Below are 18,426 nucleotides of genomic sequence, written 5' to 3' on the forward strand. Positions count from 1 at the left end.
GAATAAAGAAGTGGAAAAATGGTCGAAACAATCTCAACCCAATCAATTTATTGGGGAAAATCAATCAAAAATCATGAAACTAGGTAATACTTTTATTAGAATGTATCCAAAAAATATCAATAACCAACAATTGATAACAACTAGTGTGTAGATACCATCCTGAAATCTTTTTAAGCTAAGTCATAGCTGATAATTTTCATTAATCTTGGTATGAATTAGCTAAATAAAACATAAACATAGCCTTTATTGCTTGCTGTGGCTGGTTTTTCAGATTTTGAAGCTAACTCCAAAAATGCGATTTTAATGCTATACCCTAACCTAAAACCAAAGGAAGAAATATTTATGAATACAATCAAAAACAGTGTCAAGAGCATCATCACAGAAGAACACTCTTCTCAACTTCATGTTTGGCATCAATTAGGCTGGAAAAATGTTACTCTAATTTATTTAGATGAACATCTAGATTTTCAATATATTAGTGAAAATCATATAACAGCATTGAAAAAATGCCAAACTTCAGCAGAATTAGCTCAACTAGAAAGACCTAGTCATATATTTCCTGATGATAAATATAGTTATGGTATCGAAAATTTCCTTTTTGCGGCTCATCGCTTGGGAATAATTGAAAATCTCATTTGGGTAACTCTAACTCCCAAAAATAAACTACCAAATTCTATAAAATATATGCGTAAATTACGGGGGTTTTTACAACAGCATAATGCATTTACTGTTAACGATATAACAAATATTGCAATTACAGAAGATATCGCTACGGCGACAGTATTTGGATTAAAAATAACGGTATGTGGTTATGAAGATTTAAAGAAATTAAACCTTCCCGAAAACACTTTTATTGATATTGACATTGACTACTTTATTGGCTTGCCTGAGCAATATCCTTTGGTAGATCCAGAAAATGTTTTTGCCTGTTTAAAGTCTTTACCTATTAATTACGATACTGTCACTTTGACTCGTTCTGTGAGTAGTGGTTATATGCCACTACGTTACTATTTTTTGGCTGATTATTTAGCAGCTCTTTGGCAAAATGACCTGCGTGAAATAGAACACTATCGCCGTTTATATGCTCTTGATATACAAGCACGAAATAACAACATAGAAACCGCTAAAGCAGGCTGTCTTGAAGAAATACAAATAATGCCCAATTGTGCCGCTACTTATTACTTATTAAGCCTTTGTGAAACTGAGCCTCAAAAGTCTGTTAATTACGAACTAATCGCAGGAAAACTTTGCCCTAGCTATTGCCCTAGTGTACTACATTTAGCTAATGCAATTCTAAGCCGTGACTTAGAATATGATAAAAATACACTAAGCTTTTTAGAAAATCAATTAATGCTAGCTGAAATAGATATTGAAGAAAAAATATTAAGTCACTATACTCTAGGAATTTTATATAGTCTAAAGTCTGAAAAAGAAGAGAGTCTTAAACATTATAGATATTGCCAAGAAATCAAACCCGGCAATTATCCTGATTTAAGTTTAAATATAGGTTGTATCTTTATGAAAAATAAGGATTACACGAAAGCAATTAGCTTTTTTGAGCAGGCTTTGGCTGATGAATCGAGCAAAGCTGAAGCACATAAAATGCTTGGGAAAATTTATCTAGAGCAGGGTCAGTATCAGATAGCGGAAGAAAATTTGATATTAGCTGGAGAAATTGTCCCTACTGATGAACTAGCAATGAAACTATTAGCTAAACTATACAAAGAAATAGGAGATGAAACAAGCTACAACCATCAAATAAGCAAATATTATCACATGAAATTTTTGTCTCAAAAATTTACATAATTATTAATAATAGCCGCTATTGTCTTAAATCAACATAGCCTTGACAAATTGTCTTAATTATCAATCAAAATTACCATGAATAGCTGTACATTAGAAAATTATCTTCAGGTTGTTGTACCCCACCTTTCACCTAAGTTAGTTTCTCCCGAAGCTTTATCTCATATTCAAGCAATAACAAGGATTTTTCCACTTTCATCCGAGGGGTTATTTGAGTGCCGTCTAGGTGCGAATAACTCCAGGGTAGATTTCTCAGTTCTTGCTACAAATTTATGTTCAAATCATCAGAACTTTGAAAAAGTAGATTTTCTAGTGAACTTGCCAGAAGTATTTTCTTCAAATCCTATCTGGAGACGTATTCAAAATGTTTGTTCTGCTTGTTATGGGACAAACTCCCTACTATCTAACAATATAGACAATATTTGGCTGGAATTCGATCTTGATAAAAATCACCAATTTTTACCAATTCCTAGCTTGTTTTTAGGATTCAAAGAACTAAATTCAGAAAAATATAGTATCCAGATATCTCAAAGTGCTAATGAGCAACTACAAACTGTGAAAACGTCCTTGCACATATTATTTGATGATTATATTTCACCTGTAATTGAAAATAATCTAGATATTTGTTTAAATTCCTTACCACGAGGCTCTCAAATACTTTATGTAGGAGCTATGTTTTCTCGCCATTTAGATGCTGTTAGAGTCAATATTAGTGGGATTTCTCCTGAATATCTTGAAGATTACCTTGGTAAAATTGGTTGGAAATATTCAATGGAACCTCTCAAAGAAATAATTCAGTCACTAACTCAAACTGTAGATGCAATAATCCTCAATATCGATATAGGAACTAGTATTTTTCCGCAGCTAGGTTTAGAGTGCCTATTAAATAATAAAAGTACAAGATGTGAACCAAAATGGCAATTACTTTTAAATTGTTTAGTAGAACATGAATTATGTACTCCAGAAAAATATGATGCTGTTCTCAATTGGTCTGGATATTCTCACGCACAGGATCATCCAGAGTTATGTCCTGATAATTTGATTAAAGTATCTCAATTTCTAGGTTCAAGATGGCATAGCATTTATTTTAGAAATTTAAATCATATAAAAATAAATTATCATCCAGATGGATATTTAGAAGCTAAAGGGTATTTAGCATTTGGTCACAGTTTTGTATGTAAATAACACATTCACGTCTAATGTGAATTAAAGGCTTGTAATTCTGTAGACATCTGTAGGGGCGAGTTCACTGGAATCATCGTTAATCGTTCATGATATTTGATTAACCCGCCCCTACCGAGTCTTGTTAGCTCCGAGCATAGGCTATTTTTGGAATAGAAGGTTTTCCTAATTCACATTAGGCATCATTCATTAAATTTAATTACTACAAATTTAACTGTTAAAAGTGAAAATTTCAATCCCTGTGCTTTAAGTAACACAACAATTAGCGAGTGAATTAAACTACATACCATCAGAAATCATAACAGATTAATTAGTATCACCTCAAATTGTCATACCTAATTTCTTATAGTAATTAGGTGTTTTTTTTATGGGCATAAATCAAAATTTTATCTACAAAATGTGTATTCAGAACAAATGATTGTGCATTATTATCATTAGGGAATTAATATATTATTTAATTATCAACTTAGAACAAATAAAAAATTCATCAACAAGAATGTGTCAAATTAGTTATTGCTAAGGAATGAGCGATCAACAGCATAATCAAATAAACTTGCTAGCATAAACCTAAGCAAAAACTAGATAAATAAGCATTGTTAATAGTTGATGAGTTAAGTTTATGTGCTTCAAGTTGATACTCACCCCATATATCTGACGATTCTTAAGGATGATCTATAAATTACCAAAGATCGGCAGAACCTATGGGAGTAAATCATACATACACTTTTTGTAAATTTCACCTCGATTCAGGAGTAATTTCATGTCAGGACAAGAATTTTCACGTCATGAGTTTAACGCACAAATCGCTGCAAAAACTTGGCAGGATGCTACATTTAGACAAGAGTTGTTATCTAATCCCAAAGCAGCTATAGCCAAAGAATTGGGAACAACTATGCCTGATAACTTGCAGATTCATGTGTTTGAAGAAGATAATAACAACATCTATCTAGTGATTCCACCAGTACCAGGTGTGGAAGAAGAACTAAGCGATGAGGCATTAGAGCAAGTTGCTGGTGGCTATGTAGCAACTAGAAAGAGAGGCAGGGTCTTTATCATAGGTTAATTTTGTTGATAGCAGCAAAATAAAAGCTGACGAATAAGTGAGAATAATAGAGATTCTCACGATAAATTTCAACATCATTAACACATCTTTTGAATTGAGTCAGCATTAATTGCAAACTCGATATTAGGAGAATGTAAACATCAGACTATAGTGGAGTTTACATTCTCCTCTACCTATACTGAATTACGAATTCATCTCTAGCTTTCAAAGTATCAGAAAATTTTAAGAACATAAGGAAACTAAAGCGTTAAAAATCTTTCTGAGAAAAAGATTTAGTCATTCATCACATTTAATTTGATTGTTATTAATTATAAAATTTTGTAATAGTTAATATAATTCCCAATGTTTATGTCAACTCAAGAACTAAATCATCAAATGAAAGCAGAATTTATTTTTCCACCTTTTGATATTACAGAATACGATATAGATCACCATGCAGATTTCACCACAATCGATCAAAAATTACTAGCTAAATTTAGTCAAATCAAGCGGTTTAAAGAACGTTGGGAAGTAGACGTAGAGTTTCGTCAACAAGTTTTTACAGATCCTCATAGTGCCTTTGTGCGCCACGGTTTGAAATTACATCCTGAAGATGTCAGACCAATATGGGATGAAGATTGCAATAGCAAGTGGGAACAAGGACTATTAGAGTTTCAACTCTTGAAATTGAGTAATGAGTTCTTTGAACGGTTGGACTATTTACAAAATATCCACTTAAAGAATGCTCCCAGTAATATCTATATTCGACAATGGCGAGAAAGGCAAATTGCACGTACTGCTAGTCAGTTTCAACCATTGGTTAACCAAATTGTTATTCATGCTCCAGTTTCTTTTGAACTTTGTAAGGGTTGTTCAGTAGGATGCCGATTCTGTGCTGTATCAGCACCCCCTCTCACTGAGATATTTTTGTACACTCCTGAAAATGCCAAATTGTGGCGTGAAGTATTAGAAGTGATGACAAGTTTTTTAGGAACTTCTGCGGGTGCTGGCTTTTGCTATTGGGCGACTGATCCCCTAGACAACCCAGACTATGAAAAGTTTTGTCTTGATTTTCATGCGATTACGGGATTTTTCCCTCGGACTACAACTAGTCAACCATTAAAGTATCCAGACCGTCTACGCTCGATTTTAAGACACTCAAGAGAGAAGAACGGTGTATGCAATCGTTTCTCAATTCTGTCTTTGAAGATGTTGGACAGAGTTTATCAAGAGTTTAGCGATGAAGATCTGTTGAATGTACAAATGAATTTTCTGAATGAAGAGGCAGAAGATTCTGTTAAAGCTCATGCAGGGAGACAACGAGAAATAAATCTCCAAAAAAGTCAAGGAGATGAAGAACCTCATACACAAGGAACAATTGCTTGTGTATCAGGATTTTTATTTAACATGGTGGAGTGTAGTGTCAAGCTGATTAGCCCTTGTAATGCCAATGAACGATGGCCATTAGGTTATATAGTCTATGATCAAGGAACTTTCGTAGATGCCGATGACCTCAAGAATTTGATTGAGCGAATGATTCGGGATAATATGCCACAAACAGTGAGACTAGGCGATGTATTGCGCTTTCGTCCTGATCTGAAGTATGAAGCTCTTGTTGATGGCTTTCAACTTTCTACTCACGTTAAAACCTTCAAGTTCCGTCATGATTATTTGTGGAAAGAGTTAGGGATTTTAATCCACCAAGGTAATCACACAACCGCAGAGATTACCCAATTTTTTACGAATAAAGGTGTGTTAGCGACACAAACATCTTACTATCTCAATCTTTTATTTGAGCGTGGGGTTTTAGACTCTGAGCCTCAAATTTAGAGGTTTTTGAAACCTTTGAAAATCTCAAAAGCTACAGTCTACACTAAGCCTGATGGTATATTTACCAATTATGATGCACACTGAAGAATTACAACAAGAAATAATTGCAAGTCCTTTTAACATTAAAGAATTTTGTTTAGATTACCACGATAGTTTTCAAACTATCGATCAGGTTGATCCGCAACTACTAAGTAAATTTAGTCAAGTTAAGCGGTTTCAAGAACATTGGGAAGCAGATAGTAAATTTCGGGAACAAGTCGTTGAAGATCCTCATAGTGCATTTTTGCGCTATGGGCTGAAACTAAGTCCTGAAGATGTCAGACCTAAATGGGATAAAAACTGTAAAAATATATCAGATTTTCCACTGCTGAAACTGAGTCAGGCATTTTTTGATCGCTTAGATAAAGTAACAGATATTGATTCTGAGGTTAGTCACTTAAATATTCGTGCATGGCGGGAAAGACAAATTACACGTACAGCCAGCCAATTTAACTTAGCTTTTCACAAAGTTATTCAACACATTCCAGTTTGTTTTGAATTGAGCAAGGGTTGTTCTGTAGGATGTCGGTTCTGTGCTGTATCTGCACTAAAATTTAGTGATATTTTCTTATATACTCCCGAAAATGCTCAATTATGGCGCGGCGTGCTAGAAGTCATGACAGGCTTTTTAGGTTCTGCGGCTGGAAAAGGTTTTTGCTATTGGGCTACTGATCCTTTAGATAACCCAGATTATGAAAAGTTTTGTCGTGATTTTCACGCCATTACTGGTTCTTTCCCCCAGATGACCACCGCTCAACCTCTGAAAAATGTTGAGCAAACACGCGCAATTTTAAACCTTTCAAAAGAGAATAATGGTATCTGCAATCGTTTTTCAATTCTGTCTTTGAAGATGCTCGACAGAGTTTATCAAGAGTTTAGCGGCGAAGAACTATTGAATGTGCAGATGAATTTTCTCAATGAAGAGGCAGAAAATGCTGTTAAAGCTCATGCGGGGAGACAACGAGAAGCAAACCTGCAAAAAGGTCAAGCAGATGAAGAAGCTCACAGGCAAGGAACAATTGCTTGTGTGTCAGGATTTTTATTTAATATGGTGGAGCGCAGTGTTAAGCTGATTAGCCCTTGTAATGCTGATGAACGCTGGCCATTGGGTTATATGGTTTATGATCAAGGCACTTTTGTTGATGCTGATGACCTGAAGATTTTGATTGAAAGGATGATTCAGGATCATATGCCACGAATCTTAAGACCTAGCGACTTGATCCGCTTCCGGCGTGATCTGAATTATCAAACTTTGGTGGATGGTTTTCAACTCTCAACTCGCATTAAAACTTTTAAATTCCACCATGATGTGTTATGGCAAGAGTTAGGTGCTTTAATTCACCACGGTCAATATACAACCGCAGAGATTACAGAGTTGTTATCTCTTAAAGGAGTGACACCCGCAAGAATATCTTTTTATTTGAATGTTTTGTTTGAGCGCGGAGTGTTAGATTCTGAGCCTCAACCTCTTGAGGGATAAGGTAAGAAACAAATATTTTTGCGCTAATACAAGTTTCTAGACTCGCCATTGCAGGGGATTTCTCCTGCAATTTTAGTGAGTAAATCTCAATTAATTGGGTAGCGATCGCCCACTTTCTCAAACCAATCACTAGCTATGATGATCATCGGCAAGATTTGGCATGGAAACTAGATATAATCTATCAAACACACCAAATAATTACAAAATTGTCAATTCTCTAAATACTAAGTTTGACAATTTTAGTCACACAGAAATACCACAACGTCTACATTACTTTTTTGAAAATCGATGTGATATTGATCCTGATGCTGTGGCTTTGATATGTGATGCCGAGTTGCTCACATACGGAGAACTTGATGTACGAGCAAATCAGTTAGCCCATTACTTAGTCAATCAAGGTATCAATCAAGGGGACAGAATTGGCATTCTGCTGGAACGCTCAGTTAATACCTATGTAACGCTGCTGGCTATACTCAAGAGTGGTGCGGCTTTCATCCCTCTAGATGCATCCTTTCCCCAAGATAGAATTACCTTTATTGCAGAAAACGCTTCTCTGAATTTACTGATTAGCACCACAAAATTCAGTGAACTAACTGCTGGGGTTGGCTGTCAAGTACTGATGTTGGATGCTGTAGCCGAAGATATTGCCAAACAGCCAAAAACGCGGATTTTGTTGTCAGATGCACAAGACGAACTCTGTTACATTATCTATACTTCCGGCTCGACTGGCAGACCTAAAGGTGTAGCTGTCAATCACTCTAATATATGTAGCTTTATCTCTATTTGTACACCAATCTATGGCGTAAAGAGTTGCGATCGCGTTTATCAAGGGATCATCATCGCCTTTGATTTCTCCATTGAGGAAATTTGGCCTACCTTTGCTGTGGGAGCTACCTTGATTGTCGGCCCTACCGACCATCGTAAAATCGGCTCTGACTTAGCTGATTTCTTGATTGAACAGCAGGTAACAATGCTCTACTGTGTTCCCACCCTCCTAGCAACAGTAGATAAAGATGTCCCCTCCATACATACTTTAATAGTCGGCGGTGAAGCCTGTCCCCAGGACTTAGTCAAGCGTTGGAGTATTGGGGGACGGCGGATGCTGAATACTTACGGCCCGACCGAAACAACAGTTACAGCTCTGTGGACGGAATTAATCCCAGACAAACCAGTCACTATTGGTAAACCCCTACCATACTACAGCGTTTATATTCTCGATGAGTCTCTACAAAAAGTTCCACCAGGTGAGATTGGAGAAATTTGCATTGGGGGAATTGGTGTCACCCAGGGTTATGTAAATCTTCCCGAAAAAACTGCTGCTAAATTCATCCCCAACCCCTTTGCTGTGGGTGAGCAAGAAGAAAAACTATATCGCAGTGGTGATCTAGGTCGATTTACCCCAGATGGTGAAATAGAATATTTAGGGCGTATTGACCATCAAGTCAAGATTCGGGGTTATCGTATTGAACTAACGGGAATTGAAGCAGTTTTACTAGAAGATCAAGAGGTAGAGAATGCTATTGTCTCTCTGGTATCTATTAACGATACAAACAAAGAATTAGTTGCTTATATTACGCTACATATTCCTGTCACTGATTCCCAAGCTCTCAAACATCGCCTGTATAACTCACTGAGTAGCCGTCTGCCTAACTATATGGTGCCAGCATTCATTGAAATCTTGGATGCAATTCCCACATTACCCAATGGTAAAGCCGACCGTTCTCAGCTACCAAATCCCACAACTAAGAGAGTCAGTAAAAACTCTGCTCAATATGTGCCACCTGCAACACAGCTTGAACAAGAACTAGCTAATGCTTGGGGCAATATTTTCGGAAATGACAATATCTCTGTTGAAGAAGACTTCTTTGCGGATTTAGGTGGTCATTCTCTTTTTGCTGCGCGCATCATCTCTAATTTAAGACAGCAACCGACATTACAGCATCTTTCCATTGCTGATTTATATTCCCACACAACTATCCGATCGCTTGCCAATCACATTGAGATCATCCAAAAACAACATAGTGAAATTGCTCCGTCAAATCCGCGTACAGTTAGACATCATAACAACTTGCGAGTCTGGTTGAGTGGGAGCATACAAATAGTTATGCTCTATGTTCTCTTTATCGTTTTTGGAATGCCATTCATCTTACTGTTAGAGGACTTTCATGAATGGTCATCACCACTACAAGTCTTGACTGAAATCAGCCTATTTTCCGTGATGTGGTTTGTGATTAGTCTCACACTCCCCATCATTGCTAAGTGGTTGCTGATTGGTAAGTTTCGCCCTGGACGTTACCCGTTGTGGGGCTGGTATTATTGCCGTTGGTGGTTAGTGAGAAAAACTATAGATATTGCCCCACTGGATTATCTAGCTGGTTCACCTCTCCTGCCCTTATATATGCGGTTATTGGGTGGAAGCATCGGTGAAGGCTGTCATATCGGCACAAAAGATTTACATCTCCCTGATTTAATCACAATTGACGATGGGGTGAGCATTGGCTACGGTGTTCAGGTACAGCCTTTTATAGTGGAAGATGGATGGTTATATCAAGCACCAATCAAGATTGGCACTAATAGCTTTATTGGGACTAATTCAGTAGTCATGCTTGGTAGTCATGTAGGTCGGGGAGTGCAGTTAAATGAGCAGTCTTTGGTAGCGCAAGACCAAGTGATTCCAGATTATCAGGTTTGGGCTGGGTCGCCCTCCCAACCAAATACTGATGCTGATCCCATTTTGATGGAAATGAACCATCGCAAAACCCCCTCGGTGCAATTTTCGCCAAAGCTTTGGATGGGTTTTGTCGCTGGATTTATCTTGCTTGATGCTCTACCCTTCATTATTTTCACTCCAGGGTTAATTTTTGAGTATGCGGTATCCCAAGGACAACTACTCAAAGGTCTTGTATACACACCCATTGCCGGTTTATTGTATGGACTAACAACCTGTGCTGTAGTCGCCTTTGGTAAATGGTTGGTGATGCCTAATACTCGTCCTGGCATTTTTCCAGAAAATTCTGGTTTTGGTCTGCGTAAGTGGCTAGCTGACAAATTCATGTTTACGAGTTTGGCACTGACTAACACGCTCTACGCCACCCTCTATACTATGCCTTGGTTGCGTCTGTTGGGGGCGAAAGTCGGGCAGAGATCAGAAGTTTCAACGGTATCGCAGATTGATCCTGACTTGCTGAGATTAGGTAGTGAAAGTTTTGTGGCTGACTTTGCTACGATTGGCGCGGCTAAATATTACAATGGCTTTTTTGCTTTGGGAGCTACTGAAATTGGTAGTCGTTCCTTTGTGGGTAACGCGGCTTTAGTCCCTAGCAGTGCATATCTTGGTGATAATAGCTTAATTGGGGTGTTGTCTGTGCCACCGAAAAAACCAGTCTCCTCTGGTTCATCATGGCTTGGTTCACCAGCAATTTTCCTTCCACGTCGTCAGCAAGATGAGTGTTTTGACGAGAGAGTGACTTTCCGTCCACCTCTGAAGCTGGTTCTTGGTCGGTTTGCTATTGAGTTTGTGCGGATTGTTCTACCACTAACGCTCATATATGTGCTGTTTATTCAGAATCTTGTTGGGTTAGCTTGGTTGACATCAAAAGTATCAACACCAATGCTCATAGTTTTGTCACCAGCACTATTTATCGCCTCTTCCTTTTTAGTAACTCTTTTTGTGGCGATATTGAAATGGATAGTAGTTGGACGCTATCGACCGCGTGTAGAGCCTCTCTGGTCTATTTTTGTGCGTCGTACAGAGTTTATTACTGGCTTATACGAAACAGTCGCTGTACCATTTTTACTCAGATGGTTTACTGGGACACCATTGTTAGCACCGCTTTTAGGTTTATTTGGGGCAAAAATTGGTCGCAGAGTTTACATGGAGACTACGTATTTAACCGAATTTGATTTAGTGCGGGTTGCTGATGATGCGGCGATCGCTAATTTAGTATCTCTGCAAACTCACCTGTTTGAAGACCGCGTCATGAAAATGTCCAAATTAAGAATCGGTCGTGGTTGTAGTGTTGGGCCTCGTTCTGTAGTTCTGTATGACTCGGAAATGGAAGCTGGATCAAAATTAGATGCTCTATCTCTAGTGATGAAAGGTGAAATGCTACCATTTCAAAGCCACTGGCAAGGTATTCCATCTCGCGCAGTTAACTAAGGCTGACTCACTTTTATAAATGTTGTAGAGACTTTGTATACAAAGTCTCTACAATCCAGAACAAAGCACTAGCATATTTTTTCTGTAGGGTGTGTGACGCTGCGAAAGTATTTGAAAGTTGTCATGAAATTTATAGCGTCACGCACCAACCATCAATTGTGAGGCTTGGTAAGCTCTAATTTTTAGGGGTTTTATCAATTAATCTCTGGCAAAAGCATAAAAATTGAGCAATAGAATAATAAGTCATTTCTGGCTAAAAATGCTGTAGTTAATCCTCAAAATAGTGTATTTAGTTGTTCTTTATTAAAGAGTATTATGTAGTAGTAGATTAAACCCAGGAATGGATAACCCAATTTTAGTAATGGATTACAATTGATTTTCCATTACCAATAATTTCTTAAATCAATCACCTTCTGATTTTATTCCTTCTCTCTAAATCAAGTTCTGTCAAATTTTAAAATCATTGACAGGATTTTTCTTAATTATTAATTGATAATCTAAAAATAGCGATTTTGATTATTGCTCAAATTTTAAATTAAATAATCATAAGTCATTTTCTTCCATAAATCTAAATTTAATAAAACTCAAGGGATTGATGATGTACTGCAAAAATTCAAATTATTAGGTTACAAAATGACACTATCAAAATTAATTAAACCAGGATTTTTTCATGGTTTAGTGTTGTTTTCTACGTTTACAATTGTCAGTATTCCTGCAATAGTAGTGGCATCTGAGAATAATATTAACCAAAATCAACAGTTCCAAGTTTTGCAAACTGAGATTACACAACAGGATCTCAAAAATATTGATGAATTAGTTAGTATTGCTGAACGTAATTCTCCTGACATTCTAGAAGCAAAAGCGGCTAGGGGTTTAAGTCGCTTTAATGATGTGATGAGTGTTAGTTTCTCCGGCACGACATATGGATCACTTGACAATTATCAAGAGTTTTACATTGGTGTGACAGTTAACCCTATTAGACTCTTAACTGCTACTCAAGAATCATCTGTGCTTAAAGCTCGTTTGCTAGAAGTAAAACGCCAAAAAAGAGTTGCTATAGTACAGTATTATGTTGAATATCTGCAAGCACGTCAAGCCGCCAAAATTGCAGCTTACCAAATGCAAAAGTTCGCTGATGATTCACGGGTTGCAAGTTTTAATATTCAACCTCAAAAGCAGATTAATCCTATTGGTAATGCAGATTATGTAGCTGCTGTCACAGAAATGCTAAATACGAATACACGGGAAAGAATAGCTTTAGAGCAATTAGCCGCCAGTGTAGGATTATCGCCACAGGCAACAACTACTATTATTAATCGACAATAAATCACAGTATTTTATTAAAGTTTTCTATCATTCAAAAATCAAACTTATATGAAGAATCAAGCAACCTTAAACAATTTAACATCTAAGCATCAGAATGAGACTAAAATCTCAATTTCAACACAAGACTTAGTAGAAATTATTGAGAAATCTAGCAGCATTTGGGAACGACTAGATGGACGTTTTAGCACTGAAGACTCGGAAGCAAATCAAGAGTTAATTAAAGACCGTTTAGATAAATGGTGTCAATTTATAGCTAAAGGAGATGAGCAAAAATTTAGCAAACGTCTAGCTGTAGATAAACTAGATATTAATATTGTTCGACCTACTTTAGATAAAGTGAGTCTCATAGACTATGCAGAATTACCAAATTGGACTGATACATTAAGTCAAGCAATGATATTTGCTGGCTCTATTAGCGAAGAAATTTTTGACGAGATAAATTCACAAAAATATTCTTATATAGACATTCAAAATCCACTACCATTTCAAGAAATACTTATACCATTTATTGAAGTAGCCAAACAAAAATTAACTGCTCGTTTAGGTTTTAGCAAGCAATTATTATCGAATGATGCTCAAGCTCAACTAGATCGTAATCTTCTCAATAAATTGAGTGATCTTTTAGCCGAATGTTTAAATGTCGAATTTACGTTATTTCGCTCTTATCGTAGTTCTGGATTAAATAACCTTATCCAGAAATTGCAAGGAAATTTTTCTAATTATAAGTATAAATATTTCGTTAAAAAAACACTAGATAATCAACTATTATCCTTTTTTAAGGAGTATAGTGTTGCTGCTAGATTGGCAGCAACAGTTACAGATTTATGGGTGGAAACTGTAGAAGAATTTTTCCTAAGATTGGCTTCAGACTGGGATGAAATTACACAAAATTTCTCCCCAGATCAAGAACTTAAAGAAGTAGTCAATATTGAAGGTGGACTTTCCGATCCGCATAATCGTGGACGTTCAGTAATGATAGTACAGTTTGCTTCTGGCTTGAAGCTAGTGTACAAACCAAAAAACTTAGGTTTAGAACAGGCTTATTTTGAATTTCTGGATTGGATTAATCAGCAGGAAATTACTTTACCTCTGAAGTTACTGAAAATTCTTAACTGTTCTACTCACGGTTGGATGGAATTTGTGGAGGCGTTACCTTGTGAAAATCAACAAGCTGTGAGCCGCTATTATCAGCGTGCAGGGATGGTGTTGTGCATTGCCTATGTTTTAAGAGGAACAGATTTTCATTATGAAAATATCATTGCATCTGGAGAACAACCAGTTCTGATAGATTTAGAAACTCTCCTTAACCCCGAAATCACAAATCAAGACATTGATGATGCTGTATCCAAATTAAGATATAAACTATTTAATTCAGTATCTGCTACAGCTTTATTACCTGGAGCGTGTATTCCTGTTGGGCAAACTAGTAATCTCGCAATAGATATAGGTGGACTCAAAGACGCAAGTGAAGATAATCTTCCTTTACTGCAATTTGTCTGGAATTATATTAATACCGATGGTATGGTAATGGAGGTGCAAGAAGATACCAATCAAGAGTTGAAAAAGCTAAAAAACCAACCTTTTGGCAATGCTATTGATACCTCTCTGAAAAACCACAGTCGAGAATTAATAGATGGTTTTCAGCAAATGTATAGATTTTTTCGACAATATCAAGAGTATTTATTAGCAGAGAATAGCCCAATCAAGCTATTTAAAAATCAGAAATTACGTATTGTCATGAGGAATACGCAACTGTACTTCAATATATTGTCTAACTCTTTGCGTTATCAATATCTTCGAGATGGTGCAGAACGTAGTATTCAGCTAGATGTCATCAGCAAAGGATTTATTTCCCTACCAGATGAGCGACATCCTTTATGGAGAATTATTTCACCTGAAAAACAGGCTTTAGAACAGCTAGATATACCCTATGTCGCTGGAAATTCCAACAGCAAAGTTATTACCATTAATTCAGAAACAACTGTTGATGATTTTTTCGAGGTTTGTGGTTATGATGCTGTAATTAAGCATTTACAGCAACTGAGTGATGAAGATTTGGTCCAACAAGTTAAGATTATTCAGGCTTCACTTTACTCTAATATGAGTGTAGATTACCTGTGTAGCCCCATGTTGGAGAAACCAAATCTGAGTGTTAGTGAAAACACTGTTATTTCTTTAGCAGACGATACTATTTTAGAGCAGGCGATCGCCATCGGTAAAGAAATCCAGCAACAAGCGATTCTTGCCGATACTCAAGATGCTGCTTGGGCAGGAATGAAATATCAGACTAACATTCAAAGGTTTCAACTGCTACCCCTCGATTTTAGTTTATATGATGGTAATTGTGGCATAGCTCTATTTTTGGCAGCACTAGCAAATGTCACCAATCAATCAGAATTTAAGGAACTAGCATTAAAATCTATATATTTATTACGCCAAGCTTTAACAGAAAAAGACCCATCTTTTCAGGAAATTGTCACTAAAAATATCGGTCTTGGTGGTGCTAGAGGTGTAGCTTCTCTAGTCTATGCTTTCGTGCAGATTTCGGAATTGTTAGGTGAAACAACCCTAATTGATGATGCTAAACAAATAGCCTCTTGGCTCACACTAGATACAACTGCTGATCAGCAAATACCTGGCATATTAGATGGTACTGCTAGTATTATTCTGAGCCTATTAGCTTTATATGAAGTTACCAAAGAACCAGAAACTCTAGTACAAGCCACTAAGTGGGGTCAGCATTTGTTAGAATTACGGCAAAATGCCAATAGTGGCGAGCAATTATGGCTAAACTCTAACGAAGAACCAGAGGTATTGATAGGATTTTCTCAAGGTATAGCGGGTATTGCTTATACTTTATTGCGTTTGTATGCAGCTACTCAAAATTCAGTGTTTTTATCGGCAGCACAAGCAGCTATCAGCTACGAGCAGAATTATCTCACTGAAAAAGGTGACTTACTAGATAGTAGGAGCTTGTCATTGTCATCTATCAACAGTTGGTGTCATGGTTTAGCTGGAATTACTCTTGCTCGTCTAGGAAGTTTCAGGATTCTGGATACAAATGAAATTTACCAAGAGATAGATACAAATTTGCCAAAAGTCCTCAAATCTGACTTAGAGCCATTAGATAGCCTCTGCTGTGGTAGTTTTGGATATCTAGAAGTATTGTTATTAGCATCTGAGCAATTAGACCGTCCAGAACTTTTAGAAACTGCACGCCAAAAGATAGCTTTAGCACTGCACAGAAAACAGCAAAATGGGTCTTTCCAACTACTTCCTCACTTATCTCCAGATGTTTATAACCCAAGCTTTGCTCAAGGAACGGCTGGTATTGGTTATGAGTTGTTGAGATTCCTCTATCCTCAAAGATTACCATCTGTACTATTATGGCAAATGTAAATTGATTCAAAAATTGGCAGTAAAAGAAAGCAAGTTACTTAACAGGTAACTTGCTTTTTGGTGTGGATTTGAGTTGGATCAACAACTCGATTACTAATCTTTTCCTTGACGAATTAGCCGGAATAATTCTCTAGCAGGTAAATTCTTAATATCAATATTATACCGAATCATGTCAGCATATAAATTGAGGTAATCAATCTCTTTAGGGGAAAGTTTGCCTTTTTGCATTGCTGCGATCGCCTGATCAATTTCCTCTCTGTTTGTCACCCCTGTCAAGGCGATGTCTACACAGTTTTGTGATAGGGAATAACGATAAAAATCAGGTACATCAGGCCGCCAACACCACTCAGGCAATGTTGAAGGTGGGATTATATGTTCCCCTATAGATTTAAAAGTCACAATTCCTGAACGTTGTGGATCTTCTGGATCTAAATTTGCAAATATTTTTTTCTGTGCTGTTCGGTGTGCTGGATTATTTCTCACCATCATCACATCTAAAAAAGGATGGTTAAGCCATGCTTGAGCATGATTGAGGTTGTGAAATGATGCACCAATATAACGAACAGCACCCATTTTTTTCAGCCGTTCAGATACCCCATAAGTCTCTTCTACAAATCTTTGGTATATTGTGTTTGGCCCTCTTAAGTGCGGAGAATGCTCTAAGCAATCTTGGATCACTACAGCATCGCGATCGCCAACCCAACCCCAAAATAATACATCGATATAATCAATTCCCAATTCTTCAAACTGGTCAATCAAAATACCAAATAAAGATTCTGGACTCTTAATATAAGTCACCGTCGCTAAGACTACTTTTTCCCGCACAGAAGAACCACGCCCACACAATTGACGTAGGGCATCTGCCATATTTATATAAGTATAATGATGCAAATCACTCGAATAGAAAAAGTAGTTAATTCCTTGCTCAAACGCATAGATTGTATCTTCACTAGAGATACCACCTCCACCACCTATACCCAAACAACTGACTGTTAAATCAGTACGCCCTAGTTGGCGATAAAAAGGCAAACTAGGATGACTTTTAGCGGATAGATGATTCTCAGATTTAACTACAGAAATTAGCTGTTCCATAAACTTAATTTGTGATTAATTGAAAACTACTCCTAAAAAATAGGGGAGAGTTGATTTCCAATCTCTCCCAAACTATAGGCTTTTACAAAGCTATAAAAATTGTGTTCCTCCCATTCAAAATAATGGGTTCATGGTTGATTTAAAGTGAGATTAGTTAAGGCTATTTACAAATGTTAAATACTGCTTCTATATGTCTAATATGCAGTAAAATAGTAGCAGATTAACCTTCGTTATAAACTTAACAAAAATCATCCTACCAACCAGGAACAACCAAATTTATTTTCCTTTGGTATAGAGAGATGCAACGTAGCTTGCACTTATTGCTGATGCGCCCCATCCTGAAGAATAGACTTTATGGGAAAGCCTTTTCGCGCTATCCGATGGATTTAATACTTTAGAAACACCTCTGGTAATAGCAGAAATACTAGCACCAGCGATCGCTTCTAGTTCTGCCTCAGAAACATCAGCTAACTCGCCTTCTTCAAACTGCGGACGCATAGGCAGTACAAAGTACAAGTTTGTTGGGGTTTCTTCCAGAACTTGTACACTCACTTCTGCGGGTAACTCCACATCAAATTCCCGTGCGATTACCGCTTTAGGATTTTCGAGTAACTCTTGTTTATAAGCGTCACTCTTCCAAGCTCTAGCAATGATTTTTGCTTCTAGATTTTCTTGATTATTGTCTAGAATTTGTTCTTGCTCGCTCATTCTCTTTCTCCTTAATTCAATGATGTATTGAGTATCGAGTAATTAACTATAAATCCCTTTTGAAAAAGGCGAGGCACTACCGACTTGTAGTGGCGTGGAGTTTGATTTTTGTTCCCCTCTTTTTCAAGCTACAGTGTACATACAAGTGATCAAATCACTATCAGTCCTCTGCTTACCCCACCCTAACCCTCCCTTTGGAAATGGGAAGGAACTAGATTTTCTTGTTTCCCCCATTTCCAAGGGGAGTCACTGCGTTGCGGAGGTTTCTTCCGTTGTAGCAAGTGACGTGGGATTAAGGGGGGTAATTCTACTTGTGTGTACACGGTAGCCCTTTTCAAGAGGGCTTATATCAATTCTCCAAAATTA

Annotated in this window: 10 protein-coding genes; 8 read left to right on the forward strand and 2 right to left on the reverse strand. The window is 37.1% G+C overall.

The window, feature by feature from the left end:
* The first annotated feature begins 255 nt into the window (after positions 1-255).
* The 8 genes from AACW45_RS34810 (at position 256) to AACW45_RS34845 (ending at position 16,260) form a co-directional block, all read left to right on the forward strand.
* Positions 256-1,806: a tetratricopeptide repeat protein gene (locus AACW45_RS34810; RefSeq protein ID WP_190637648.1), complete on the forward strand. Its 1,551-nt coding sequence runs from the start codon at positions 256-258 to the stop codon at positions 1,804-1,806.
* Between the two features lie 75 nt (positions 1,807-1,881).
* Positions 1,882-2,988, forward strand: coding sequence for a hypothetical protein (locus tag AACW45_RS34815; RefSeq protein WP_190637650.1), 1,107 nt, complete (start codon positions 1,882-1,884; stop codon positions 2,986-2,988).
* 757 nt (positions 2,989-3,745) lie between these two features.
* Positions 3,746-4,048: an NHLP leader peptide family RiPP precursor gene (locus AACW45_RS34820; RefSeq protein ID WP_190637652.1), complete on the forward strand. Its 303-nt coding sequence runs from the start codon at positions 3,746-3,748 to the stop codon at positions 4,046-4,048.
* Between the two features lie 348 nt (positions 4,049-4,396).
* Complete coding sequence (locus AACW45_RS34825; RefSeq protein WP_190637654.1) at positions 4,397-5,857, forward strand: radical SAM family RiPP maturation amino acid epimerase; 1,461 nt, start codon at positions 4,397-4,399, stop codon at positions 5,855-5,857.
* A 52-nt stretch (positions 5,858-5,909) separates the two neighbouring features.
* Positions 5,910-7,376, forward strand: coding sequence for a radical SAM family RiPP maturation amino acid epimerase (locus tag AACW45_RS34830; RefSeq protein ID WP_242045819.1), 1,467 nt, complete (start codon positions 5,910-5,912; stop codon positions 7,374-7,376).
* Between the two features lie 160 nt (positions 7,377-7,536).
* Complete coding sequence (locus tag AACW45_RS34835) at positions 7,537-11,535, forward strand: Pls/PosA family non-ribosomal peptide synthetase (protein WP_190637656.1); 3,999 nt, start codon at positions 7,537-7,539, stop codon at positions 11,533-11,535.
* Positions 11,536-12,168: 633 nt separating this feature from the next.
* On the forward strand, positions 12,169-12,861 hold the full coding sequence (locus AACW45_RS34840; protein ID WP_190637658.1) for a hypothetical protein: 693 nt from the start codon (positions 12,169-12,171) through the stop codon (positions 12,859-12,861).
* Positions 12,862-12,909: 48 nt separating this feature from the next.
* Positions 12,910-16,260 carry a type 2 lanthipeptide synthetase LanM family protein gene (locus AACW45_RS34845; RefSeq protein WP_199331300.1) on the forward strand — a complete coding sequence of 1,117 codons (3,351 nt, stop codon included), beginning with the start codon at positions 12,910-12,912 and terminating at the stop codon, positions 16,258-16,260.
* A 93-nt stretch (positions 16,261-16,353) separates the two neighbouring features.
* On the opposite strand, the gene AACW45_RS34850 is transcribed toward AACW45_RS34845, so the two are convergent.
* Both AACW45_RS34850 and AACW45_RS34855 read right to left on the reverse strand, forming a co-directional pair.
* Positions 16,354-17,352: an aldo/keto reductase gene (locus AACW45_RS34850; RefSeq protein WP_190637660.1), complete on the reverse strand. Its 999-nt coding sequence runs from the start codon at positions 17,350-17,352 to the stop codon at positions 16,354-16,356.
* 276 nt (positions 17,353-17,628) lie between these two features.
* Positions 17,629-18,060: an NHLP leader peptide family RiPP precursor gene (locus AACW45_RS34855; protein ID WP_190637662.1), complete on the reverse strand. Its 432-nt coding sequence runs from the start codon at positions 18,058-18,060 to the stop codon at positions 17,629-17,631.
* Positions 18,061-18,426: the final 366 nt, after the last annotated feature.

This window comes from Calothrix sp. FACHB-168, from assembly GCF_963889195.1.
In the GTDB taxonomy this organism is placed as follows: Bacteria; Cyanobacteriota; Cyanobacteriia; order Cyanobacteriales; family Nostocaceae; genus Aulosira; species Aulosira anomala_A.